28 protein-coding genes and 2 tRNA genes are annotated in these 20,455 nt (G+C 67.2%); 22 read left to right on the top strand and 8 right to left on the bottom strand.

The window, feature by feature from the left end; all coding sequences use genetic code 11:
• Positions 1–12 precede the first annotated feature (12 nt).
• From J2S76_RS20855 to J2S76_RS20770, 18 genes are all read left to right on the top strand, one after another.
• Positions 13–234 carry a hypothetical protein gene (locus tag J2S76_RS20855; protein ID WP_307063674.1) on the top strand — a complete coding sequence of 74 codons (222 nt, stop codon included), beginning with the start codon at positions 13–15 and terminating at the stop codon, positions 232–234.
• Between the two features lie 3 nt (positions 235–237).
• Complete coding sequence (locus J2S76_RS20850; protein WP_307063672.1) at positions 238–1,956, top strand: hypothetical protein; 1,719 nt, start codon at positions 238–240, stop codon at positions 1,954–1,956.
• Between the two features lie 30 nt (positions 1,957–1,986).
• Positions 1,987–2,823 (top strand): hypothetical protein, encoded by an 837-nt coding sequence (locus J2S76_RS20845; protein ID WP_307063670.1) that lies wholly within the window; start codon positions 1,987–1,989, stop codon positions 2,821–2,823.
• Positions 2,820–5,051 (top strand): hypothetical protein, encoded by a 2,232-nt coding sequence (locus J2S76_RS20840; RefSeq protein ID WP_307063668.1) that lies wholly within the window; start codon positions 2,820–2,822, stop codon positions 5,049–5,051. Before J2S76_RS20845 ends, J2S76_RS20840 begins: the two co-directional genes overlap by 4 nt.
• 9 nt (positions 5,052–5,060) lie before the next feature.
• Positions 5,061–5,321, top strand: a complete 261-nt coding sequence (locus J2S76_RS20835; protein WP_307063667.1) for a spike base protein, RCAP_Rcc01079 family — start codon at positions 5,061–5,063, stop codon at positions 5,319–5,321.
• 31 nt (positions 5,322–5,352) lie between these two features.
• Complete coding sequence (locus tag J2S76_RS20830; RefSeq protein ID WP_307063665.1) at positions 5,353–6,360, top strand: phage tail protein; 1,008 nt, start codon at positions 5,353–5,355, stop codon at positions 6,358–6,360.
• 10 nt (positions 6,361–6,370) lie between these two features.
• Positions 6,371–6,949 carry a hypothetical protein gene (locus J2S76_RS20825; protein ID WP_307063664.1) on the top strand — a complete coding sequence of 193 codons (579 nt, stop codon included), beginning with the start codon at positions 6,371–6,373 and terminating at the stop codon, positions 6,947–6,949.
• The gene (locus J2S76_RS20820; RefSeq protein WP_307063662.1) at positions 6,946–7,929 is read left to right on the top strand and encodes a hypothetical protein; all 984 of its coding nucleotides are present in this window, start codon (positions 6,946–6,948) and stop codon (positions 7,927–7,929) included. Before J2S76_RS20825 ends, J2S76_RS20820 begins: the two co-directional genes overlap by 4 nt.
• On the top strand, positions 7,929–8,813 hold the full coding sequence (locus J2S76_RS20815) for a LamG-like jellyroll fold domain-containing protein (protein WP_307063660.1): 885 nt from the start codon (positions 7,929–7,931) through the stop codon (positions 8,811–8,813). The genes J2S76_RS20820 and J2S76_RS20815 overlap by 1 nt, the downstream gene beginning before the upstream one ends.
• Before the next feature lie 15 nt (positions 8,814–8,828).
• Positions 8,829–9,293: a hypothetical protein gene (locus J2S76_RS20810; protein WP_307063658.1), complete on the top strand. Its 465-nt coding sequence runs from the start codon at positions 8,829–8,831 to the stop codon at positions 9,291–9,293.
• A 149-nt stretch (positions 9,294–9,442) separates the two neighbouring features.
• Entirely contained in the window at positions 9,443–9,625 is a 183-nt protein-coding gene (locus J2S76_RS20805) for a hypothetical protein (RefSeq protein ID WP_307063656.1), read from the top strand.
• A 61-nt stretch (positions 9,626–9,686) separates the two neighbouring features.
• Positions 9,687–9,905, top strand: coding sequence for a DUF7940 domain-containing protein (locus J2S76_RS20800; RefSeq protein ID WP_307063654.1), 219 nt, complete (start codon positions 9,687–9,689; stop codon positions 9,903–9,905).
• A 2-nt stretch (positions 9,906–9,907) separates the two neighbouring features.
• Positions 9,908–10,678, top strand: coding sequence for a lysozyme (locus tag J2S76_RS20795; RefSeq protein ID WP_307063652.1), 771 nt, complete (start codon positions 9,908–9,910; stop codon positions 10,676–10,678).
• 3 nt (positions 10,679–10,681) lie between these two features.
• Positions 10,682–11,026, top strand: coding sequence for a ubiquitination-like system serine protease family protein (locus J2S76_RS20790; RefSeq protein ID WP_307063650.1), 345 nt, complete (start codon positions 10,682–10,684; stop codon positions 11,024–11,026).
• A gap of 3 nt (positions 11,027–11,029) precedes the next feature.
• Entirely contained in the window at positions 11,030–11,287 is a 258-nt protein-coding gene (locus J2S76_RS20785) for a hypothetical protein (protein ID WP_307063649.1), read from the top strand.
• Positions 11,288–11,410: 123 nt separating this feature from the next.
• Positions 11,411–11,701 carry a hypothetical protein gene (locus tag J2S76_RS20780; protein ID WP_307063647.1) on the top strand — a complete coding sequence of 97 codons (291 nt, stop codon included), beginning with the start codon at positions 11,411–11,413 and terminating at the stop codon, positions 11,699–11,701.
• Positions 11,688–11,888, top strand: a complete 201-nt coding sequence (locus tag J2S76_RS20775; RefSeq protein WP_307063646.1) for a hypothetical protein — start codon at positions 11,688–11,690, stop codon at positions 11,886–11,888. Before J2S76_RS20780 ends, J2S76_RS20775 begins: the two co-directional genes overlap by 14 nt.
• A gap of 3 nt (positions 11,889–11,891) precedes the next feature.
• The gene (locus J2S76_RS20770; RefSeq protein ID WP_307063645.1) at positions 11,892–12,113 is read left to right on the top strand and encodes a hypothetical protein; all 222 of its coding nucleotides are present in this window, start codon (positions 11,892–11,894) and stop codon (positions 12,111–12,113) included.
• 7 nt (positions 12,114–12,120) lie between these two features.
• On the opposite strand, the gene J2S76_RS20765 is transcribed toward J2S76_RS20770, so the two are convergent.
• The 4 genes from J2S76_RS20765 to J2S76_RS20750 form a co-directional block, all read right to left on the bottom strand.
• Entirely contained in the window at positions 12,121–12,309 is a 189-nt protein-coding gene (locus J2S76_RS20765; RefSeq protein WP_307063643.1) for a hypothetical protein, read from the bottom strand.
• A complete protein-coding gene (locus J2S76_RS20760; protein WP_307063641.1) occupies positions 12,306–12,638 on the bottom strand; it encodes a hypothetical protein in 333 nt (110 codons plus the stop codon). The genes J2S76_RS20765 and J2S76_RS20760 overlap by 4 nt, the downstream gene beginning before the upstream one ends.
• 218 nt (positions 12,639–12,856) lie before the next feature.
• On the bottom strand, positions 12,857–13,318 hold the full coding sequence (locus J2S76_RS20755) for a hypothetical protein (protein WP_307063639.1): 462 nt from the start codon (positions 13,316–13,318) through the stop codon (positions 12,857–12,859).
• A 389-nt stretch (positions 13,319–13,707) separates the two neighbouring features.
• Positions 13,708–13,782 (bottom strand) — tRNA-Gln (locus J2S76_RS20750).
• A 176-nt stretch (positions 13,783–13,958) separates the two neighbouring features.
• Between J2S76_RS20750 and J2S76_RS20745 the strand changes: the two genes are divergently transcribed.
• Both J2S76_RS20745 and J2S76_RS20740 read left to right on the top strand, forming a co-directional pair.
• Positions 13,959–14,035 (top strand) — tRNA-Pro (locus J2S76_RS20745).
• A gap of 139 nt (positions 14,036–14,174) precedes the next feature.
• On the top strand, positions 14,175–15,077 hold the full coding sequence (locus J2S76_RS20740) for an amidoligase family protein (protein ID WP_307063638.1): 903 nt from the start codon (positions 14,175–14,177) through the stop codon (positions 15,075–15,077).
• A 24-nt stretch (positions 15,078–15,101) separates the two neighbouring features.
• Here the strand turns inward: J2S76_RS20740 and J2S76_RS20735 are convergent, their stop codons facing one another.
• Positions 15,102–15,647 (bottom strand): YciE/YciF ferroxidase family protein, encoded by a 546-nt coding sequence (locus tag J2S76_RS20735; RefSeq protein WP_307063637.1) that lies wholly within the window; start codon positions 15,645–15,647, stop codon positions 15,102–15,104.
• A gap of 97 nt (positions 15,648–15,744) precedes the next feature.
• Positions 15,745–16,359, bottom strand: coding sequence for a carbonic anhydrase (locus J2S76_RS20730; RefSeq protein WP_307063634.1), 615 nt, complete (start codon positions 16,357–16,359; stop codon positions 15,745–15,747).
• Between the two features lie 110 nt (positions 16,360–16,469).
• Between J2S76_RS20730 and J2S76_RS20725 the strand changes: the two genes are divergently transcribed.
• A complete protein-coding gene (locus tag J2S76_RS20725) occupies positions 16,470–17,381 on the top strand; it encodes an MBL fold metallo-hydrolase (protein WP_307063633.1) in 912 nt (303 codons plus the stop codon).
• A gap of 63 nt (positions 17,382–17,444) precedes the next feature.
• On the opposite strand, the gene J2S76_RS20720 is transcribed toward J2S76_RS20725, so the two are convergent.
• On the bottom strand, positions 17,445–18,230 hold the full coding sequence (locus tag J2S76_RS20720) for a DUF1499 domain-containing protein (protein WP_307063631.1): 786 nt from the start codon (positions 18,228–18,230) through the stop codon (positions 17,445–17,447).
• 22 nt (positions 18,231–18,252) lie between these two features.
• Complete coding sequence (locus tag J2S76_RS20715) at positions 18,253–18,981, bottom strand: HAD family hydrolase (RefSeq protein ID WP_307063629.1); 729 nt, start codon at positions 18,979–18,981, stop codon at positions 18,253–18,255.
• A gap of 126 nt (positions 18,982–19,107) precedes the next feature.
• Here J2S76_RS20715 and J2S76_RS20710 point away from each other — a divergent pair, with 126 nt between their 5' ends.
• On the top strand, positions 19,108–20,397 hold the full coding sequence (locus tag J2S76_RS20710; RefSeq protein ID WP_307063627.1) for an extensin family protein: 1,290 nt from the start codon (positions 19,108–19,110) through the stop codon (positions 20,395–20,397).
• Positions 20,398–20,455: the final 58 nt, after the last annotated feature.

Here is a 20,455-nt window from a genome sequence, read left to right as displayed (position 1 = left end):
GAGATCACGCTGATGATGGAAGCCGCCGGCGAGCGTGATCGCCGCGCCTACAACGACCGTGCCGGGCTGACGTGGATCGGGGCAGCGCTGGCGCGCGGCAAGCGACTGCCGAAGCTGAAGACTCTGCAAATCGCACGGCGCGGCGCGGCGCCACGCCCGCAGACGGCGGAAGAGCAGATGGCGATTCTTCGCCAATGGGCGGCGGCGACGACCGGCTCTGCACGGAAAAGGTGAGAAATGGCAAAGGGACTGGTCGTCGGCAGCCTGCGGGCCATACTTGGTCTCGACACGGCCGAATTCGACGACGGTGTCGCGCGTGTCGGCCGCGATGCCAAGGGACTGGCCGCCAATCTGCGGAGCGGGTTGGCCGGCGCCGCCGGAGTTGTTTCCTCCGCCGCCCTCGGCATGGGCGCGGCGCTGGCCGGTATCGGCTTTGCCGGGGTAGCAGCGGCGGTACGCAATGCCGCCGCCGAGATGGCGACGCTGGGCGATGAGGCCAAAAGGGCGGGCCTTTCCATTACCGCGTTCCAAGAATGGAAATTCGTCGCCGAGCAAAACCGCATCGGCCTCGACGCTATGGTCGACGGGTTCAAGGAGCTGAACCTCCGGGCTGATGAATTCATCGTCACCGGCGGCGGCAGCGCAGCAGACGCCTTCCAGCGGCTGGGCTATGGCGCCGAAGACCTCAAGGAGAAGCTGAAAGACCCTTCGGCGCTGATGCTGGAGATCATCGATCGGGTAGGGCAACTCGACAAGGCAGCGCAGATTCGTGTCTTCGATGAGCTGCTCGGCGGCTCCGGCGGCGAGCAGTTTGTGCAGCTGATCGATCAGGGTTCGGCGGGGATCAAAAGGACGATCGAGCGCGCGCATGAGCTCAATCGCGTGATCGGTGAAGACACCGTCAAGTCTGCGGTCGAACTCGACAAACAGTTTCGCGAGTTGTCGGCGACGGTAGACACCTATCTCAAAACGGCCATTGTCGATTCAGCAGCCGCCCTGCGCGGGTTCCTGGACATGCTTAAAAAGCCGGCGGATCAGGGCCTTACGACGATCCGCGACCGGCTCAAAGAGATCGAGCGCATCGCATCCTCCTCGGGGGCACAGCGATTTCTTTATGAGACGCAGTATGGCGGCAAGGGCATGCCCTGGCTGGAGCAGGAGCGCGACAATCTCCAGATGAGGCTGAAGCTGCGCGAACAGTCGCAGCCGGTGGATTTCGGCGGCAACCTGCCGCCTCCCTCCAGCGCGCCGCCAGCGATAACGAGTGGCGGCGGTGGTCGCGCGCAGGCAACCGAAGTGGATCAGCTTGGCGCACGGGTGGAGAGCTTGCGCCAGTCGCTGATGACCGAGGCGGAACTCGAAGAGCAAACTTATGCGCAACGCATGGAGACGCTCGCGACCTTCTACCAAGGGCGGGAGGGAATGGAGGCCGAGTGGCGCGACCTCTCTCTGCGGGCGCAGCAGGAATATTCCGACAACATGAACGCCATTGCTGAGCGGCAGGCGGCACGCGATCAGCAAATCCGGGACATGACATGGCGGGGTGTCTCTGACACGCTCGGCTCGCTCTCGGATCTCGCAGCAGCGTTTGGAGAAAAAGGGTTCCTCGCGGCCAAGGCTTTCGGCATCGGGCAGGCGGTAGTGAATACCGCCGTGGGTGTGACCGAGGCACTGAAGTTGCCGCCTCCGGCGAACTTTGCCGCCGCCGCCGCTGTCGCCGCCGCCGGAGCGGCGCAGATCGCCAGTATCGCCGCCGCGCGACCGGGCGGCTCCAGCCGGCCAAGTGTGCCCTACTCGTCTGTCGCCACATCTGCGCCCGCTGGGTCCAATGAAGGGGCGAGCCGTGCGCCGGCCTTTGTCGAGATCAAGGGCGACACCTTCTCCCGCGCCGCCGTGATCGAAATCATGCGCCAGATCAGCGACCTGATGGGGGATGGCTATGAACTCAAGTTCTGACCCCATGAACCGCGCGCGGGGCTGCTGATCATGGCGCTTGTGCTTACTTCCGCCCTGGTGCTTTCCGAACCGCTCACCAGCACCGACGCGGCCGCGCCGGCCATCGGCTGGCACAACGTGGTGCAGGCGGGCGGCATCACCGCCGAATTCGAGTTGCCCGGCTATCCCGCCAGCAACATGGCACTGCCCACCACGGCGGAGGGCTGGCGATCCTCCAGCGCAGACGAGCAGACCGTGACCTTCGCCATCCCTGGCGGGGTGGGCGTCGATTATGTCGGGATCGAGCGGCACAATCTCGGCTCGATCGGCTGCAATCTCTCGCTTGAAATCCCCGATCCCGAGGATGAGGGCGAGTGGATTGAACTGGCGGCGCCGCTGGTGCCGGCGGGCGATGCGCCGCTGATGCTGATATTCCCGCTGACCTATCCCGGCGGGGCGCTACGCCTGCGCCTGGCGATGCCGGATGGCGCGGCGGCGCCCCGGATGGCGGTGGTCTATATCGGACGGCTTACCCGCGTGCCGCGCGGCATTCAGCCCGGTTCCACGCCGATCCCCTTTGCGGGCTCGACGGACATTGTCACCGGCATGGCGGAGAGCGGCGACTATCTCGGCCGCATCGTGACCCGCCGGGCGCTCTCGACCGCCGTGACCTTCCGTTATCTGCCGGACGCATGGTTTCGGGCGAATATGGGCGCCTTCGCGCGGGCGGCGCTGGAAACGCCGTTTTTCTTCTGTTTCCTGCCGGCGCTCTACCCCGGCGATGTCGGTTATGGCGTGCTGAAGGGCGACCTTCGCCCTGACCCGGAAATGACCGGCGAGGGGGTGATGGTGCATGTCACGCTGCAGATCGATGCGGTGGCGCTATGAGGGCGATCACCTTTGTCGAGATCGACCTTGAAGTGTGCTCGCTCTCCTATGGCACGGCACCCTGCACGGCGACCCTGACCGGCGAGGCGCCGACCGGCACGCGCAAATGCTTCAATACCAAGCGCACCTGCCAGGACCGGGAGAACTACGCGGCAGCCGCCACGCCGCTGACGCTGCGCTTCGCCAAGGGCACGGCGGACCTGGCGGCCAGCGGGATTGAGGCGATCGGCTGCCTCGACGATGTGAGCCTGACGCCTGCGGTGATCTCGCTCGGCAAGGATCTGGGCACGCGGGCCTCGGCCTCGGTGCGGTTCAAAGATTTCCGGTGGGGCGACAGCCCGCTGGGCTTCGATCCCTACCGCACCGAGCGGGACTATGTGCCCTTCGCCACCGGCACCTTTTGGGGGAAGTTCCGGGCGCGCCAGCCCTATCTGCGCCACCGGGCGCTGCGGGTGATCGAGGGCAGCCTCGGCCAGAGCCTCGACCAGATGGAGACGCACCATTTTCTGATCGAGAGTTTCGAGGGGCCATCGCTCGACGGCGCCTTCACCATCACCGCCAAGGATACGCTGAAGCTGCTCAGCGGCGACCGGGCGCAGGCGCCAAAGCCTTCCAACGGCTTCCTGCTGGCGGATCTCACCTCGGGCGCCACCACAGCGACGCTGGCCCCTTCCGGGGTGGGGAATGCCGAATACCCTGCCAGCGGCTTTGTGTGCATCGCGGGCAAGGAATCCTGCGCCTTCACGCGCTCCGGCGACACCCTGACACTCACAAGGGGGCAGCGCGGCACCGCGGCAATCGCGCATGAGGCGCAGGACCGGGTGCAGCTGTGCCTCGACTATGTCGGCAAGACCCCGGCCTTCATCATCAACGACCTGATGGTGAACTATGCCGAGGTGCCTGATACCTATATCCCGCTCGCCGAGTGGGAGGCGGAGTGCGAAACGTTTCTGCGCCGGGTATTCTCCCGCCACCTCCCCGAACCGACCGATGTCGATGAACTGGTCGAGGCGCTTATAGAGCAGGCCGGGCTGGCGGTATGGGATGACGACGCGGCGCGGCAGATGCGGCTGCAGGTGTTGCGTCAGGTGCCGGCGAATTCCGAGGTGATCGACGACGCGGTGATGATGGCCGGCACGCTGCGGGTGCGCGAGCAGCCGAAAGAGCGGCTGTCGCAGGTGTGGACCTATTTCGGCCAGCGCGACCCGACCCAGAAGGCCGACGATGCCGACAATTACCGCTCGGCCGCACTGACGATCGATGCTGATGCGCAGGCCGATTATGGCTCGCCGGCCTATCGCAAGATCCATGGCAGCTGGATTTCCGCCTTCGCTCGGGTGGTGGCGCAGCGCGTCAATAACATTCTCCTCGGCCGCTTTCGCGACGCGCCGCGCCGCTTCACCTTTTCCATCCTGCGCGGCGGGCGACTGACGCCGCTGGCGGGGCGCGGCTATTTCCTCGCCTCGCGCATCCTGCAGACGGATACGGGCGAGCCGGAGCTGGTGCCGGTGCAGGTGGTGAGCGTGCGGCCGAGCGCGACGGAATATGAGGTGGAAGCCGAGGAGATGCGCTTCCTCATTCTCGATGACGATGACCTGCTGAATCGCGTGCTCACCATCGACGCCAATGATTTCAACCTCAACCTTCGGCAGATCCACGATTACAGCTACCCGGCGCCCACCACCGGCGACACGGTGACATTCGTCATCGAGGCCGGGGTGGTGGTCGGCTCGAATTCCACGGCGCTGCCGGCGATCGACCTCGGCGAGTGGCCGGGCTTCACCACGCCCACCATCATCCTGCGCGGGCGCATACAGGGCGCCGGCGGCAATGGCGGCTGGCAGCAGGAACTGTTCGGCAAGCCGGGCGGCCCGGCCTTGAAGCTGGCGCAGGCGGCGACGCTGCAATTCGAGGGTGGCGGCGTGTGGGGCGGCGGCGGTGGCGGCGTCGCCTATGTCAATGGCGGCACGGTCTTCGGCGGCGGCGGCGGACAGGGCGCGATCGGCGGCAAGGGCGGGCCGGGCAGTGGCAACGGGGCCGCCGGCACCTCGGAGGCGCCGGGCGTGGGCTTCGGCGTGGCCGGGCGCGGTGGCGGGCCGGGACAGGCCGGCCGGCCAAGCGGCTCCAGTGGGTTCGTCACCGGCGGGGCGGCCGGCGCGGCGATCGATGGCGTGAGCCACCTCACCATTTCGGGCACCGCGGACATTCGCGGCGCGCAGATCAACTAGGAGCAGACCATGGCCGACACTTTCGCCAATTTTTCCACTGGCCTGACCGCGCCGGCGGACGACGCTTTCGCCATCACCCCGGCGGATGGTGCCGATCTCGCGATACTGCCCCGGGCGCTGTGGATCGGCGGTGCGGGCACCGTCAAGGTGACGATGAAGGGCGGCGGGGAGGTGACGTTCACGCATCCCGGCGGCGCGCCGCTCGACATTCGCGCGCGCCGCGTGTGGTCCACCGGCACCACGGCGACCGGCATCATCGGCCTGGTGTGATGCACCCGCACGATAGAGCGAGGGCCGCGACATGACGCTTTACCGCTGGCAGGCGACGATCACGGATGAGGCCGGCAATGTGATGCCCGGCGCGCAGGTGACGGTGCGCAATGAGGCGACCGGCCTGCTGCCGGCGCTCTTTGCCGACAAGGCCGGCGCCGTGCCACTGGGCAACCCCTTCGATGCCGACGATGACGGCGCGGCGGCGTTCTATGTGGCGGCGGGCTTCTATGAGATCACCGCAACGCTCGGCACGCTGATCGCTGAGGCGCAGGATGCCAATGTCGGTGCGATGAACGCCGCAATCTACGACCCCGAGGGCATCGAGGCCGACACCTTCGACTCGACCAATATCCGTTATGACAACACGGAATCCGAGCTGGCGGCGACCCATGTGCAGGGCGCGATCGACGAGCTCGCCGCCCGGCTCACCTTCACCGGCGCCGTGGTGGCGCTGGCCTCCGGCTCCGCGCTGCCGGGCACGGATAGCGGCCCGGTCTATCATGTCGACTATGCCGACACCATGAATTGGGCGGTCTATGACGCCAACGGGGCAAGCTATGCCGGCTATGCCAGCGACGGCATTGGCGACCTGGTGAAGCTCGGCCGCTCGACGGCGCGGCGAGGCACCCTGAAGCTCAATGGCGGCGATATCAGCACCACGACCTATGCCGCGCTCTATGGCTGGGCCAAGCACCACGGGCTGGTGGATTCATCCGGCGTGTGGGCGGCCGGCACCTTCCGCTTCCGCGAGAACGGCGGCGGCACCTTCCGGCTGCCGGATCTACGCGGCGAAACAGATCGCGCGTGGGATGACGGGCGCGGCGTGGATAGCGGGCGCGCGCTCGGCTCCTGGCAGAACCATCAGCTGCAGGACCATATCCACCAGATCAACGTGCCGAACAGCGTCGGCCTCGGCTGGGGCGATGGCGGTTCGGCCGGCAACAACCCGGCTAACACCTCGAACCCCACCACCGGCAATCACGGCAGCGAGACGCGCAGTCGAAATGTCGCGGTGCTTTACGCGATCAAGTTCTGAGGGCTTCCCGATGAAAGTCTATGGCTATGACGGCGCGACCGGCGAATATACCGGCGCGACAGATGCCGCGCGCGACCCGCTGGCGGGTGACCGCTATGTGATGCCGCACAACAGCACGCGCCGCACACCGCCCATGCCCGGCCCAAAGCAGGCGGCGGTGTTCGACGGGCAGGAATGGGGCCTTGTGCCCGACCATCGCGGCGAGACGTGGTGGAATGCGGCCGGCACGCCGGTGATCGTCTCCACCCTCGGCGACCCGGCCGACGGCGGCTTGAGCGCCGAGGCCCCGCCCACGCCGCTGCCGAGCCTTGCGGACTATGCCGCCGCCGCGCAGGCGATGCTGGACACGCGGGCGCGCGAGCGCGGCTATGACAGCATTCTCTCCGGTGTCTCCTATCTCGATGATCCGCACCCCGCCTTCGCGGCCGAGGCGGCGGCGCTGAAGGCGTGGCGCTCGGCCATATGGGCTTATGCGACGGCGGCGCTCGCCGAGGTGGAGGCCGGCGCACGGCCGGCGCCGGGCCTTGATGACTGGCGCACCGAGCTGGCCGGAGCCTGCCCCTTTACCTGGCCGGAGGCCGCGCCGTGAGCGGTGTCGGCTCGGGGCTTGTGATCACGCGCCGGCGGGTGCTGCCGCCCGTCATCACCATCGACGCCGAGGCGGTGACAGGCGGCTATGCCGGCTCGGTCTATCATGCCGACCAGCCCGGCGGCGTGTGGCGGGTGGATGGCGTCGACCTGCCCGGCGAGACGGCGCAGGACTGGGAAATGACGCTGGCGCTGGAGGGGCGGGCGATCACCTATCGTGTCGGCGACAAGGTGAGCAACACGATCCAGATGTGGACGCCGAAGGCGCTGCCGGGCCTTGTCGGTGCCTTCGACATCCGTCAGGGGCTCTATCTCGACAGCCTGCGGCTCTATGGCTGGACGCCGATCTCCGGTGCCATGTACTACACCCAGCCGACACCAGCGCTGCGCCCGCTTTATCAGGCGACCGGGGCGGATGGGTGCCCCGAGATATTCACCGATTTCGACCGCACTCTGCTGGTCTCCAATCTCTCCCCGGCGCCGGGGGCGCGCAGCTTCATCGGCCTGATGCACTTTCGGGAAACCGACCCGGTCAACTGGGCGCAGATCTATGGCAACGGCCGGCCCGGCACGTGGCAGATGCTCAAACGATGGGCTTTCCCGGCGAGTGTTTCGGGCCTGCGCACGATTGCGGTGACGAGTTCCAATGTCGAGAATATCCAGCAGAGCGGGCAAGACATTGTCGACGGCGGCACCTATCTGGTGACAGCACAAAGCGCGCGGCCGGCCGGAACCTATAATTTCCGGATCGACGGCGCCGCCTCGGCTTCGGGCACCTCAAGCGTGCCGGCCTTTGTCGATGATGCCGGCGACTACACGCTTGCCTCCTTTGGCGGCCTTTCCTCCCATGTGTTCGCCGACAGCTACCTTTCCGCCGACGACGCGGCGCGCACCGAGGCATGGCTCGCCTGGACGCTGGGCGATGCCGGGCGGCTCGATGCCGCGCAGACGTACAAGACCGCAGCACCGAGGATCTCGTGATGGGTGGATATGGATTCGGCTATGGTTTCTGGCGGCACCGGACCCCGTCCTTCATCGGCCCGCTGGACGGGCTAGGGCCGCTCTACGCTCTGCCCGGCCCGCATCGCTCCCTCTCGTCTTACACTGGCCTGTGCTGGCGCGTGCGCCGGTCTATTGACGCTGGAGAGGAAGACATCGGTTTTACGCCTGACGGCTGGGTGGACAAGGATTGGCTGCTCGCCGTCGCCGGCGGCGGGTCCCTCACTGTCATACGGGATTACGACAAGGCCGGGCAAGGGCACGACCTTGTGCAATTAAGTTCCGGCAGTCAGCCGCGCTGCGTGCTTAATGGCGTTGTGGACGTTGGGCCAAACGGGCACCCGGTACTCGTTTACGACGGCATCAACGATTACATGGACGTTCATGATTCGGCAGGTTTTTCGCGCAATCAGGCAGCCTTGACCTATGCGGGCGTGGTGCGGAATACGACAACTGGTGCCATTCTATACTATCCGGTCAATGCCGGCGTGGGGTCCGTCCGGGGTTATATAGGCTTTTCGCCAGGCGCGACGGCGCCCTTGCTGCAAACGCGATCAACCGACGTGGCCGCGAACACTTCGGTGGCGGGGGCAGCCATCACTTCCGGCACATGGAACCGACTTATCGGGCGAGGGCGGTACGCAGCAGGGGGTGCCGATATATCGGTGAACGGCGCAGTTGTGGCGAACAACACCTTGACGCCTGCGCAGAACACGCCAGACGCCAACCAAGCCGCGAACGTGCGGATAGGCGCGGCAACTTTCGGAGGCGCCTACCTAACCGGGGCTATGTCCACCGTTGTGCTGGCGCAGGCGTCGCTAGATATGGCGGCTCTTGAGGCCGCTCTCGCCAAGATTATGCCCTAATCGCAGGAGGCCAGAATGAATACACCAACCGTCATGCTTGTTACCGCAGCGTCGAAGGTCGCCGCCGACGCGATCGGCGCGGCGCTGGGCTATGGCCCCGAGAGCTTCAACGTGCGACTGACCACAGACCCGGCGGCTAACGGGTACGATGCCGACGTGCTCGGGCCTTTCCCCGGCGTCGTGACTCACTACGGCGCTATGTTCTCTGTGCTGGAAAAGCCGGACGCCGACGAATGGCTCTCTATTTCCAACGGCTTCCTTCCTGCGACGCTGCCAGGCGGGCGCGAATGGGGCGAAGGAGGCGTCATCAGCTACGCCGACGCGCTCGCGGCGGTGACCCCCGCCGGCAAGCTGCAGGTGTGGGAAGGGTCCGATTCCGTTGATGCCTACTCCACCTTTTGGGGCATCGTCGCCGGCTGGCGAGATCCTTCTGACAGCGAAAAGCGGCTGTACAACTACCCGATGGCGATTTTCGGATAGCCATCGAATTCAGCGCGACCTGACCGCAGCCGCCTCCGGGCGGCTTTCCCATATCTTGAGGCGGCTGCGGTCAGGATCGGCCCTGGCTCTGTAATATCCCGGCACCTGCGCGTGCGAGCCTATCCCCCTTGCAACCCAAGGGGACGACAATGCCTTCCAATCTCGACCACCTGCTGATGCTGCGCCAAGAGGCCCAGCGCCTTCACGATCGCCTGCGCGCCGAGCCGGGGCTTTCTCTGGCGGGCCACATCGCCTCGATGCTGGTGCTGGCGCTTGCCGAGCACATAGCCGATTCCGCCGGGCCGCCACCAAGCGGGTCGCGCCGCCACTGAAACCACTCAGGCCGCCCCACCGGGCGGCCTTCTTGATTCCTGACAATCTGGAGACCTGGCCATGCGCCTCATACCCAACTGGCGCAGGGTGCTTCTGCGCGCCTGGAGCGTGCGGCTTGGCCTGCTGGCGGGCCTTTGCGAGGGCGTCAACGTCGCCCTGCAGATCACCATCGAGCGCCTGCCAGAGGTGTCGCTTGCCCTGCGCCTCGCCGCCGGGCTTGCCGCCTGTGCCGCGCTCGCCGCGCGCTTCATCGCGCAGTCCTCCATCCACGAGGATTGACCATGTCCAAGCTGCGCCCGTCCAAGCGGGCTTCGGCGGCGATTGCTGCCGTGCTCGCGACCGCCACGGCCGGCGGCTATATCCTGCTGCCGACCGGCGAGAAAGTGCCGCCCTCTGTCGTGCTCGCGATGGAATCGCTTGTCGAGCCATGGGAGAGCGTCGAGCTTCGCGCCTATCTCGACCAGATAGCCAAGCCGCCCGTGTGGACCATCTGCGCCGGCGACACCCAGAATGTGCGCCCCGGCATGGTGGAGACACGGGCCGGCTGTGATCGGCGCCTGCGGGTGCGGCTGATCAGCGACTATTACACGCCGCTCACGCGCTGCATCGCCGGCTTCGACAAGGCCCCGGCCAGCTGGGGCGCGATGATGATCTCGCTGGCGTGGAATATCGGCGCCAGCGGCGCCTGCAAATCGACGGCGGCCCGGCTCGCCCGCGAGGGAAAGTACCGGGAGAGCTGCGACGCTGCGACGGCGTTCAACCGCGCCGGCGGCAAGGTGATCCGGGGGCTCCAGCTCCGCCGGGAGATGGGCGACGCAACCCGGATTGGCGAGGGCGAACTGTGCGTGACCGGGCTGGAGATGCGCGCCGCTACCAAGGCGCCGCCGCCCGCGCCTGTGGCGCCTGTTGAGGCGCCAGCGGCCCCCATCACCCCGCCGCATGATCCTGCCACTGGCGGGCCGCCTGTGGCCCTCTTCATCGGGCTCGGGCTCGGGCTCGCGCTGGCGCTCGCCGCCGGCGCCGGGTTCCTGATCTGGCGGCGGAGGAAGTGAGCCATGGGCATGATTTCGCGCAAGCTCCGATCGGTCGAAGGCGGCGGGCTGATGTTCTGGTGTCCCGGCTGCGACGGGGGGCACATGGTCCGCGTCGGAGAGGGTTCCGGCCCGCGCTGGGGGTACAACGGCAATCCCGACGCGCCGACCTTCACGCCCTCCGTTCTGGTTCGTGGCGTCGACCGCCTTACCGACGAGGAGCGCGAGCAGGTGATGGCAGGCAAGCACGTCGATCCCCGCCAAATCGTCTGCCATTCCTTCGTCACCGACGGCCGAATCCAGTTCCTCGCCGACTGCACGCATGACCTCGCCGGGCACACCGTCGATCTGCCGGATTGGGAGGCTTGAGCCATGACGTTCTTGGTCGGGCTGCTTTCATTCTTCACCGGCCCCATCGGCCGCTATGTGCTCATCGCCCTGCTCGCCGCCGGAGCGGTGAGCGGGATCTATCTCAAGGGCCGCTCGGAAGGCCGGGCCGCCTGCATCGCGGAAGGAGAGAAGGATGTGCTTCGCACGATCGAGCGCGCGGATGACGCGCGGGCTGCTGCTGATCGCCGCAATGCTGATGACGGCCGGCTGCGCGACGACGACACCTTCCGCCGCGACTAGGGGGGCGTGCGGCGCCTTCCGGCCGATCACCTGGGCGAGCGCCGACACCGACCCGACCATCCGTCAGGTGAAGGCGCACAACGCGGTGGGGCGTGATCTTTGCAACTGGCGGGGTGGCAGCTGATGAGCGAGATGCCGCGCCCCGCCGATGCCACCCGATTCCGCTTCGACTACACCATCAACATCGTCAACATTGCCGCCTTCATGGGGGCGCTGATGTCGGCCGGCTATGCCTACGGCCTCCTGCACGCGCGCATTGGCGTGCTGGAGGCGCAGATGTCGGCGCAGGCGCAGACGCAAGCGCGGCAGGTGGACCTCATGGAGCGATGGGTCCGCACCGATGAAAAGCTGGCGGGGCTTGCGGTCACGGTCGACAAGCATGACAGCCGGATCGAGCGCCTTGAACGGCAATAACCCCACCCGCTCCAGCTTCGACGCGGCAACCGGCCGGCTCACAATCGCGTGGCCGGGCGGGGCCGGCACCTGCGCGCTGGAGCAATGGGAGGCTGTCGAGCGCCTGATAAAGCAGGCCCGGCTTGCCGCCCGGCTTGACCCCTATGAAGGGAAATGGCCAGCGCCGCCCGCGCTGCCGGAGGTGTGAGCGATGGCGGAAGAAGCGGAACGCATCGTCTTCGACAGGAAGCTTGGCATGATCTTCGTCCGGCTCGGCCATACCCGGGTACATGGCTCGCCGGAGTACATCGAGGCGCTCGGCGCTTTTCTCTTCCGCGCGGCCGAGGAATCACGGGCCGGGCTGCACGACGCGCCGCAGATGCCGCGATCGACGTGGGCGCCCGGCGAAATCAAGGATATCGCGGATGGATAGGTCGGCGTCACCCCGCCGGCTTGTCGACGCTCTCCATGATGAGGCGCTCGATCTCTTTCGATCGCTGGCCGGGCTCAACGCGAGCATCAATCAAGGCGACGGCCTCGGGCGAGAGAGAGATGTTGATGCGGACGGCCTTGCTGTCGTCCGCAACCGGTGGGCGTCCGCGCGGGCGCTTGGGGGTGGCGGCGGTCATGCGTCGAACCGATAGTCGACGGCCTGAGCGGGCGAGAACAGTTCGCCCGCGACTTCGCCGGCCGGGTAAACGGTGGCAGACCAGTTGGCCCCGTCGAACCAATCGAACCCAGAAATGTCGAGGTCATCATTCTGCTCGAGAATTTCAAGCGCAGGGATGATGCCGAGAGCGTGGGCGGCGGCGAGACGATGGGAGCCCTCAAGCGCCATGTAGTGGTCGCCGCAATCAACAACTTTGATCGTGGGTGCGCCGAGCGAAAGCATTTCGGCCTTCACGGTTTCGAGCTTGCCGGCTTCGGCGCCGTGGATCGCATAAACCGTGAAGCCCATCTTGCTCTCCTGTGTCGCGCCGCAACGCCGCCGTCCATGTGAATTAATATACACACGACAATTCGAGCGCGCAACAGGTTTTTGGTGTGTAGATAAAATAAGCTGACATTCGCGCGGGAGCGCGGATCGCCGCCGGGACGCCTCCCGGCTCTTGCCTTCGGGCGATCCTATCTGTCACCTCGCCCCGCTGCCCTCACGGGCGGCGGGGCTTTTTCGCGTTAGGTGCCCTCCGCAAGAATTGCGTCGATCATGGCGCGCCAAACCTCGGAACTATTTTTCATCTCGTCGCTGCCATCGGTCCTTATCGCCTCAATTGGCTCCCGCATTGCCTCTATGGCAGCCACTGCGCGCGGAACATACCGTCGCCAATAGGGTAGTCGCTTACCGGAAATATCCGCCGGGTCTGTCTCGTCGGGATCGAGGTTGTCTGCCTCGCACAGCGCCCTTGCCACCTTCTCCACCGTCCACATCACGCCGTCTCCATCTCTTCGCTCTGCTTGCCGCTCACCTGTTGGCCCGATGCTATATTGCCCCGCATGGGCTCTTCTAATGGCACCCTCGGCGAGTGCATCGCCAGCGGCACCGGCATCCGCGCGACGTGCGTGGCGTGCCGGCATCATCGTGAGCTTGACCTGCCGGCGCTCGCCGCGCGCCTCGGGCCGGATCACGGCGCGCTGCATGCCGACCTGGTGCCGAGGCTGCGCTGCGCGGAATGCGGGTCGAAGCGAATCGCGCTCACCATGCTGCCGCCGGATGTGCCGACCGAGCGGTGAGCGGGCTATTTGATCGCCCACCAGCCCATGCACTCCCTGCACATTTCTCCGCCCGGCCCGCGACGCGGGCAATTATCTGGGCAAGGGGAGCGGACCCACCAGAGCCAAAGGCGCAGCCAGATGAGGCGGGAAAAAGCAATCGCGCGCTTAAGCATGCGCGCCACCGGTAAAGCGAGCCGAAAGCATGGCGCAGGTGGGCAGGGAATTGTGCCGACTTTTGTGCGGCCGAAATTCTCGGTCTGTTCGCTTTTGTCCGGCGCGTCCTAGGTGCAAGCCATTGACATGAAACAGAAAAATGGCTGGGGCGGGAGGATTCGAACCTCCGCATGGGGGAATCAAAATCCCCTGCCTTACCGCTTGGCGACGCCCCAACGGGTTCGCGACCGGGCCGGCGCGTTCCGTGGGCGCGGAGATAGCCACAGCTGGCCGCCGCTTTCAACCTCGACGCTCGGGCAGGCCACAGGCAGCTTATCCACCGATCCCCAAGCAAGTGGTGGCAGGCCCCTTGTCGGCCCGCTCATTCGCATGCTAGAGGCTCGCGCCAAGGCGGAGTGTAGCGCAGCCTGGTAGCGCACCTCGTTCGGGACGAGGGGGTCGCAGGTTCAAATCCTGCCACTCCGACCATACTTTCCCGAGACTATCCACGTTTCTGCCGAGTCGACCCACCGCCCTTCGGGGCGGTGGCGGCGGCGTGCGTGCGATCTGGACAAGGCGCGTGCCCTCCCCATATCCGGTGGATGAACCAGTCCCCTTGGCGCCTCGCGTGAGCGCGCCTTCCCCGTCCTTCCAGCCGCTGCCCTCGCCACTGACCGTGGAGGGGCGCCCGCGTCTGGTGGGCGTCGAGATCGAATTCGTCCATCTGTCCGAACGAAAGGCGGCGGAACGCCTGCAGGTCGTGCTCGGCGGCACGGTTGAGGAGGAAGACCCCTACGCCTACCGGCTGGCGGGCTCGCGCCTTGGCGATATAGGCATCGAGCTGGACATGCGTCATGTCCATCCCCGGCGCGACGGGCCGGGGCGCTGGCTGGCGCCGCCGCTCGCCTCCTGGCTGGGCACGGCGGTGCAGCCCTTCGTGCCGCGCGAGATGATCACGGCGCCGCTGGACCCGGCACGACTGGGCGAACTCGACACGGTCACACAGGCGCTGCGCGAGTCGGGAGCGGGCGGCGAAGGAGCGATCCTGACCGATTCGCTCGGACTGCATTTCAACATCATGCCCGTGGCCACGGATGCGCCGACCCTGCTGCGGCTGTTGCAGGCCTATCTGGTGCTGGAGCCCCGCCTGCGGGCGGAAAGCCTCACAAGCTGGCTGATGCGCCTTTACGCCCCGCCGCCCTATCCGTCGACCTATGTGCGCCGGGTGCTGTCACCCGACTACCGGCCGGACCTCGGCGATCTCTGCGCCGACTATCTGGCGGCCAATCCGACGCGCAAGCGATCGCTCGATCTGCTCCCGCTCTTTCTGCAGCTGTTTCCTGAGCAGGTGGGGCCGCGCATTCGCGGAAAGGTGAAGCCGCGCGCCGTGATGCACTACCGGCTGCCGCTGGCCTTTGTCGGCCGGCCGGGTTGGAGCCTGGCGGCGGACTGGAACCGCTGGGTCGCGGTCGAAGCGCTCGCCGGCGACCCGGACCGGCTCGCCGAGGCGTGCCGGCGCGCCAATGCCTAGGCGGCAGGAATCGCGTGCAAGGCCTCAGCTGGCGATCGCCACGGCCACTGGCCCATGTCCGCCCTTCCCCAGCGCACGGGGATTCAGCCGCTTCTCGGCCAGCTGGCGCATCGTCTCCGCTGTCCGCTGGTGCTGAACCAGCCCGGCCTGCAACAGCCGCGCGCAATCGGGACGCCCAACGGCGTCGAGCCACCCCATCAGCATGGCATAGCGCGCCGAAGCATAGGTTGCAGCCGACTGGACGGCGCCGGCAACGGCGGTGTCGAGCACGCGGCAATCGTCGATTTCGCCGGAGAGCTCTTCCGCACTGATGAAGATGCCATCGATGGCCGGGCTTTCCGCAACCTGCGGCCGGCAATCGCGCCGCTGGCAGACCTGTTCGATCTGGGTGACGTTGGCGGTGCCCGCGTTCGCGCACTCGTCCAACGCCCGGCACAGGGCCGCGTCCGATGTCTTGCCAGCCATAATCGCCAGCGTCTTGGCAATCCGACGCTCGGTATAGAGAAGCTCGCCCAGACCCTGGACGAGGAGGTCATCGAGTGACCTGATATCTTTCGAGAGCAGTCCCATGGCACATCCTCCCGCCGTGACTGAAGGTCGGGAGAACCCGGCCATCCGCGAAACGCTCGGGTGGACGGCTGGGTTCCATTATGATGCGCCGAAAGTATTAGGCTGGCGTGAAGGTCCCATCCGGGCGCAGCTTTTCAAGCACGCCGGTGGCCACGGCGAAATAGGCACCCTGCAAGGCGAGACGGCCGTCCTCGATCCGCTCGCGGACCCAGGGGAAGGTTTCAAGATTGCGCAGCGAAAGCTTGACGCACTGATATTCGAGAATCGTCCGGCGCTCGGCGGGATCGTCGCTGAGCTTGAGAGCGATGTCGCGGGCCGGGCCGCCGATTTGGATCCAGTCGGGCAAAAAGTCCTGCGCCTGCGGCGGCGCCCCGTCGATCAGCGCGCCGGCACCGCCGCATAGCGCGTGGCCGAGCACCACGATCTCGCGCACCTCCAGGACCCGAACGGCAAACTCGATGGCCGCGCTGGTGCCGTGGTGCAGGTGATCGGGGATCGTGTAGGGCGGGACCAGATTTGCGACGTTGCGCACAACGAAGAGTTCGCCCGGCCCGGCGTCGAAAATCATGGACGGATCGACGCGGCTGTCGGAACAGGCGATGACCAGCGTCTGCGGCTTTTGCCCGAGAGACGCCAGCCTTTCAAAAAGCGCCTTGCGCTCCGGCCAGGCGGTGGCACGAAAGCGGCGATAGCCGTCAAGCAGTTTGTCCATCCCTCATCCTTGCGATAGGCAGGCCGCGCAATAGCTGAATAGACGCGCCGGGGCCGGCGCGCAAACGGGTTGGAGCCGACGGGCGAAGCGGCGGCCGCGAGAGGCACATCATGGCGGAAGACATTCCCTTCGACCGGCGCTTCGACGCCCTGCCGGGGGTGGTGGAAGAAGTTGCGCCGGGCGTGCGCCGGGTGCTGGCGCCCAATCCCGGGCCGTTCACCTTCACCGGCACCTGCACCTATATCGTCGGGCGCGGCGAGGTGGCGATCATCGATCCGGGGCCGGACGACGCCTCGCATGTCGCCGCCGTGCTGGCGGCGGTGAGCGGCGAGAGGGTGACGCACCTGATGCTCACCCATACCCATCGTGACCATAGCGGCGCGCTGACGGCGCTGCAGGCAGCAACGGGGGCCCCGACCTATGCCGAAGGCCCGCACCGTGCTGCGCGACGGCTGCACGCTGAGGAGACCCCCGGGCTCGATTCCGCCGGCGACCGTGCCTTCCTGCCCGATGTCGCGCTGGCCGACGGCGCGCGGGTGGAAGGCGCCGGCTGGACGCTCACGGCACTGGCGACGCCCGGACATACCGCCAACCACATGGCCTTCGTGCTGGAGCAGGCTGGGGCCATCTTTGTCGGCGACCATGTCATGGGCTGGTCCACCACCGTGGTGGCGCCGCCCGATGGCTCGATGAACGACTACATGGAATCGCTCCGCCGGCTCGGCGAGCGGCCGGAGTCGCTGTATCTGCCCGGCCATGGCGGCGTGATCGCCCAGGGGCCGGCCTTCGTGGAACGCTTCCTGCGTCACCGTCAGTCGCGCGAGACAGCGATCCTGCGGGCGCTGGAGCGTGGGCCTCGCGCGATCCCGGACATCGTGCGGGCGATCTATTTCGGCCTCGACCCCCGCCTGGCGGGCGCGGCGGGGCTTTCCACGCTGGCGCATCTAGAGGACCTGGTGGAGCGTGGCGACGTGGTCACTCAAGGCCCCGCGATGCTCACCGGCCTCTACCGCCTGCCCTGAACCGTGTTTGACGCCGGCTGGGGTCCCGAGCCGCCGAACGTATAGGGGCGGTCCCAGGCCGCGTCAGCGGCGCAGCGGGCGCCCCTGCTGATCGGCGAGTTCGGCAAAGAGTTGGGAAATGCGCCGTGCGTTGGAGCCAAAATCGGCATCGCCGCTGCGCGCCGTGGAGCGCATGTCGACCCGTGTGCCGGTTGCGATCGGGCGGATGCGGATCACCAGATCGTCGCGCAGCCCGAAGGGCAGGCTGCGGGCCACGGCCTCGACCCGGCCATCGCGGCCCTCGCGCGGCGGCACCGCATCGACGATCAGCCATTTGTGGCGCTTGGCCAACGCCAGCACCCCGCGGAAGATCTCGTCAGGGGGGGCATCGAAGGTCATCGGCTTGATGCCGGGGTAAAGATCGAGCTGCAACACGGCCAGCCGGTCGCCGGGATAGACCAGGCTGTTGGCGACGCGCGAGCGAGCGGCACCCAGGGTGACGAAATGCGGCGGGTCCAGCGGGTCGGTGGTCACATCGGGCAGGTTGCGCACGCCCATGCCGAAAGCGGCGAGCGTCGCCGTCGGCATGATCAGCGCCAGCGCCAGCGCGGCGGCACCGATGACGCGCCAAAGCCCCTTCAGCCCCTCATTCCAGATCACCACGAACCCCGCCAGCGCCAGCACCAGCGCCAGCGCCGCCACCGCCACCCCCGCCAGCACGGTGTAGAGCGCGCTGCGGAAATCGAGCGTCTCGGTGGCAAAGAGCACCGCACCGATGAACGTGACCGGAAAGGCGAAGATGGCGGTGCGCAGGCTCCAGACGGCGAGCCGCGACATCCGCTCCTCAATGTAAAGCCGCCGGCGGATCATGGCTGACACTCTCCCGCTCGCCTCACACCATGGCGACCTGGGCCCCCGCCGGGCCGAGGATCAGCGTGGCAAGCTCTTCCACCGTGTCGACGACCAGATCGGCTTCATGGGCGAAATCGTCGACGGGCGCCGGGCCGCACCGGACGAGCACCGCCATCGCGCCGGCGGCACGGGCGGTCTCAAGATCATGCCGTGTGTCACCAACCAAAGCGATGGCCGACGCAGGCAGACCCGTCAGCGCGGCGAAGGCCTGCACCATGCCGGGCGCCGGCTTCGAGCCATAGCCCGAATCATGGCCATAGACAGCGCTCAGATAGGGCGAGAGACCGAGACGGTCGGCCTGCAGGCGCGCATTCGGCTCCGCGTCATTGGTGGCGATACCGAGCGGCAGCCCGAAGGCGTGCAATCGCGCCAGCGTTTCAGCCGGCCGGCCAATCGGCGTGAGGAATCGCTCCCCCTCCTCGCAAAAGAGGAGGTCGACCTGATGATAAAAGGCCGTATCGGCAACCCGCGCCAGTATCTCCGCCCAAGCTGGACCATATTGACGGGATGAGCCGGCGATCAGCGGCGAGGTTTGCAGGAAGCGCCGCTCGTCGGCGATATAGTGGCTGGCGTGGAACAGACGTTCCAGCGTCACGCCCTCGTCTCCCGCCAAACGTCGCATCACCGCACCGGCGGCGGGTCCCCAAGTGTGGTCAAAGTCGACAAGAGTACCATCCTTGTCGAACAGAATGGCGCGTGGCGCGTTCACTGTCTGTCGCAATCCGGTTCGTCCGGGCCTGTAAGCCGGCATTAGAGGCCTGATAGCATGGATTTTCCTCGGCTCCCATCCGGCCCCGTTTTTCCCCTAGCGGCGCTCGCCGGTCTGGCGCTGGCAATGGCGAGCGCCGCTCCGCTCGCGGCCCAGCCTGCGCAGGAGCTGAAACAGTCGATCGACGAGGCCGGCACGGCGGTCAACCGTCAGCTCGGCGAATGGCTTGGCGTAACGCCGGAAAAACCCGCCCGGCGCAAGGCCTCGAGCAAGCCGAGGGCGAATGCCAGCATTCCGCTGCCGCGCCCCCGCCCCCAGGACATAGAGGCGGCGGCGAGCACCGCGGCAGACATTCCGTCGCCCGCGCCACGCGACGTGACCGACGCCGCGAGCGCCCCGGCTGATATCAACGTTTCCGCTCCCGTGACTCTGGCGCCGCCCGCCCCACGCGTGGTCCCAATAGAGCCGCGACCCAGCCGGCGGGAGCCGTCCGTCGCAGTCTCGTCCACGCCCGAAGGCACGGCTGAGCCGGCCGAGACGCCCTCTTCGTCAGCGCCCACGGATGCGCGGGCTGAACCCGTTATCGAAGCTACCGTCCCTCTCCCCCCGCCCGGGCCGGAGCGCCAGCTGGCCGCCCTGCCACCGGTGCCGCCGTCGGACCCCACGCCCGCCCCGGCAAGCGAGCCCCAATCCAGCGTTGCTGTCCCCACCATCTGCCCGGAACTGTCGAACGAGAACCTCGGCGTCTTCACCCCCGTCGCGGTGACGGCCACCAACGCCGCCTGTACCGTCGACAGGGGCGTCAGCCTGTCTGCTGTCCGGATGAAGGACGGGCGGCTGGTAACGCTGGAGCCGGCGGCGACGCTGCGCTGCGAAATGGCCGCCGCCGTCGCCCGCTGGGTGCGCGAGGGGGTAGAGTCGGCGGTGGCCACGCTCGGCGCTCCGCTCGACAAGGTGCTGGTCGCCGCCTCGCAGCAATGCCGGCCGCGCAACCGCGTCGCCGGCGCCAAGATCAGCGAGCATGGCAGGGGCAACGCCCTCGACACCGGCGGCTATGTGCTGAAGGATGGACGGCGCTTTATCATCGGCGTGCCCCCGCCGGGCAGCGCCGACCAGCCCATGCCGGTCGCCTTCCAGGAATTGCTGAAGGCGAGCGCCTGCGCCGAGTTCACTACCATTCTCGGACCCGGCTCCGACGGTTATCACGAGTTGCACCTGCACGTGGACCGGGCCGAACGGCGCAGCGGGGCGGTGCTTTGCCGCTGGGCCGTCGCCGAGGCGCAGGCCAAGGTGCCAAGCCCACCGAGGAAGCCGGATATTCCGGCCGCGACTGACGATGGGGAAGATGCCGAAAGGGCGGATCACCCGGCCCCTGACGGCCCGGCTACCGTCGAAACCCCCGGAACAAGTCAATAGGAACGCAGTTCCGACCAAGGGCGCGCTTCCGGCGCGCCCGCTGGCGCTTTAGGGTGGG

The organism is Ancylobacter vacuolatus, assembly GCF_030813595.1.
GTDB classification, from domain to species: domain Bacteria; phylum Pseudomonadota; class Alphaproteobacteria; order Rhizobiales; family Xanthobacteraceae; genus Ancylobacter; species Ancylobacter vacuolatus.
The sequence above is the reverse complement of the archived record's forward strand: the minus strand, read 5'-3'. Positions and strand labels throughout refer to the sequence as shown.

What these genes read in the sequence shown, in the direction of transcription:
- J2S76_RS20855 (WP_307063674.1), top strand. Translation starts at nt 13, where the DNA reads ATGATGGAAGCCGCCGGCGAGCGTGATCGCCGCGCCTACAACGACCGT.
- J2S76_RS20850 (WP_307063672.1), top strand. Translation starts at nt 238, where the DNA reads ATGGCAAAGGGACTGGTCGTCGGCAGCCTGCGGGCCATACTTGGTCTC.
- J2S76_RS20845 (WP_307063670.1), top strand. Translation starts at nt 1,987, where the DNA reads ATGGCGCTTGTGCTTACTTCCGCCCTGGTGCTTTCCGAACCGCTCACC.
- J2S76_RS20840 (WP_307063668.1), top strand. Translation starts at nt 2,820, where the DNA reads ATGAGGGCGATCACCTTTGTCGAGATCGACCTTGAAGTGTGCTCGCTC.
- J2S76_RS20835 (WP_307063667.1), top strand. Translation starts at nt 5,061, where the DNA reads ATGGCCGACACTTTCGCCAATTTTTCCACTGGCCTGACCGCGCCGGCG.
- J2S76_RS20830 (WP_307063665.1), top strand. Translation starts at nt 5,353, where the DNA reads ATGACGCTTTACCGCTGGCAGGCGACGATCACGGATGAGGCCGGCAAT.
- J2S76_RS20825 (WP_307063664.1), top strand. Translation starts at nt 6,371, where the DNA reads ATGAAAGTCTATGGCTATGACGGCGCGACCGGCGAATATACCGGCGCG.
- J2S76_RS20815 (WP_307063660.1), top strand. Translation starts at nt 7,929, where the DNA reads ATGGGTGGATATGGATTCGGCTATGGTTTCTGGCGGCACCGGACCCCG.
- J2S76_RS20810 (WP_307063658.1), top strand. Translation starts at nt 8,829, where the DNA reads ATGAATACACCAACCGTCATGCTTGTTACCGCAGCGTCGAAGGTCGCC.
- J2S76_RS20805 (WP_307063656.1), top strand. Translation starts at nt 9,443, where the DNA reads ATGCCTTCCAATCTCGACCACCTGCTGATGCTGCGCCAAGAGGCCCAG.
- J2S76_RS20800 (WP_307063654.1), top strand. Translation starts at nt 9,687, where the DNA reads ATGCGCCTCATACCCAACTGGCGCAGGGTGCTTCTGCGCGCCTGGAGC.
- J2S76_RS20795 (WP_307063652.1), top strand. Translation starts at nt 9,908, where the DNA reads ATGTCCAAGCTGCGCCCGTCCAAGCGGGCTTCGGCGGCGATTGCTGCC.
- J2S76_RS20790 (WP_307063650.1), top strand. Translation starts at nt 10,682, where the DNA reads ATGGGCATGATTTCGCGCAAGCTCCGATCGGTCGAAGGCGGCGGGCTG.
- J2S76_RS20785 (WP_307063649.1), top strand. Translation starts at nt 11,030, where the DNA reads ATGACGTTCTTGGTCGGGCTGCTTTCATTCTTCACCGGCCCCATCGGC.
- J2S76_RS20780 (WP_307063647.1), top strand. Translation starts at nt 11,411, where the DNA reads ATGAGCGAGATGCCGCGCCCCGCCGATGCCACCCGATTCCGCTTCGAC.
- J2S76_RS20770 (WP_307063645.1), top strand. Translation starts at nt 11,892, where the DNA reads ATGGCGGAAGAAGCGGAACGCATCGTCTTCGACAGGAAGCTTGGCATG.
- J2S76_RS20765 (WP_307063643.1), bottom strand. Translation starts at nt 12,309, where the DNA reads ATGACCGCCGCCACCCCCAAGCGCCCGCGCGGACGCCCACCGGTTGCG.
- J2S76_RS20760 (WP_307063641.1), bottom strand. Translation starts at nt 12,638, where the DNA reads ATGGGCTTCACGGTTTATGCGATCCACGGCGCCGAAGCCGGCAAGCTC.
- J2S76_RS20755 (WP_307063639.1), bottom strand. Translation starts at nt 13,318, where the DNA reads ATGCAGCGCGCCGTGATCCGGCCCGAGGCGCGCGGCGAGCGCCGGCAG.
- J2S76_RS20735 (WP_307063637.1), bottom strand. Translation starts at nt 15,647, where the DNA reads ATGGGACTGCTCTCGAAAGATATCAGGTCACTCGATGACCTCCTCGTC.
- J2S76_RS20730 (WP_307063634.1), bottom strand. Translation starts at nt 16,359, where the DNA reads ATGGACAAACTGCTTGACGGCTATCGCCGCTTTCGTGCCACCGCCTGG.
- J2S76_RS20725 (WP_307063633.1), top strand. Translation starts at nt 16,470, where the DNA reads ATGGCGGAAGACATTCCCTTCGACCGGCGCTTCGACGCCCTGCCGGGG.
- J2S76_RS20720 (WP_307063631.1), bottom strand. Translation starts at nt 18,230, where the DNA reads ATGATCCGCCGGCGGCTTTACATTGAGGAGCGGATGTCGCGGCTCGCC.
- J2S76_RS20710 (WP_307063627.1), top strand. Translation starts at nt 19,108, where the DNA reads ATGGCGAGCGCCGCTCCGCTCGCGGCCCAGCCTGCGCAGGAGCTGAAA.